Genomic DNA, 307 nt, shown 5'->3' with positions numbered 1-307 from the left:
TTGCTCTACGCTTTGTAACCAAGCGATACGATGCACCAACACTCGCGTTTTACCACTACCAGCACCTGCCAGAATAAGTAGGTTTTCTAAAGGTGCCGCGACCGCCTCACGTTGTTTGTCGTTTAGGCCATCGAGTAAAAGCGAAGGATCTATCATTGGATATGCTCACTACTGGGTATTTATACATAAAAGTTGATTATAACCTAAACACTAGGCTGCGTTTAGGATAATAAGAAGAAAAAATAATCAAAAATTAACATAATAAAATCAGCAATTTAAACCATAAATCATCATTAATATTGATATT

General features: G+C 36.5%; 1 protein-coding gene. It reads right to left on the bottom strand.

The window, feature by feature from the left end:
- The coding region (locus tag AB4653_RS28670) for a UvrD-helicase domain-containing protein (RefSeq protein WP_372087176.1) at nt 1-156 on the bottom strand (156 nt) is incomplete at its 3' end.
- Nucleotides 157-307: the final 151 nt, after the last annotated feature.

The sequence above is a fragment of the Vibrio sp. 10N.222.48.A3 genome (assembly GCF_041475345.1).
GTDB lineage: Bacteria > Pseudomonadota > Gammaproteobacteria > Enterobacterales > Vibrionaceae > Vibrio > Vibrio tasmaniensis_A.
This window is presented reverse-complemented; position numbering and strand designations above follow the sequence as displayed.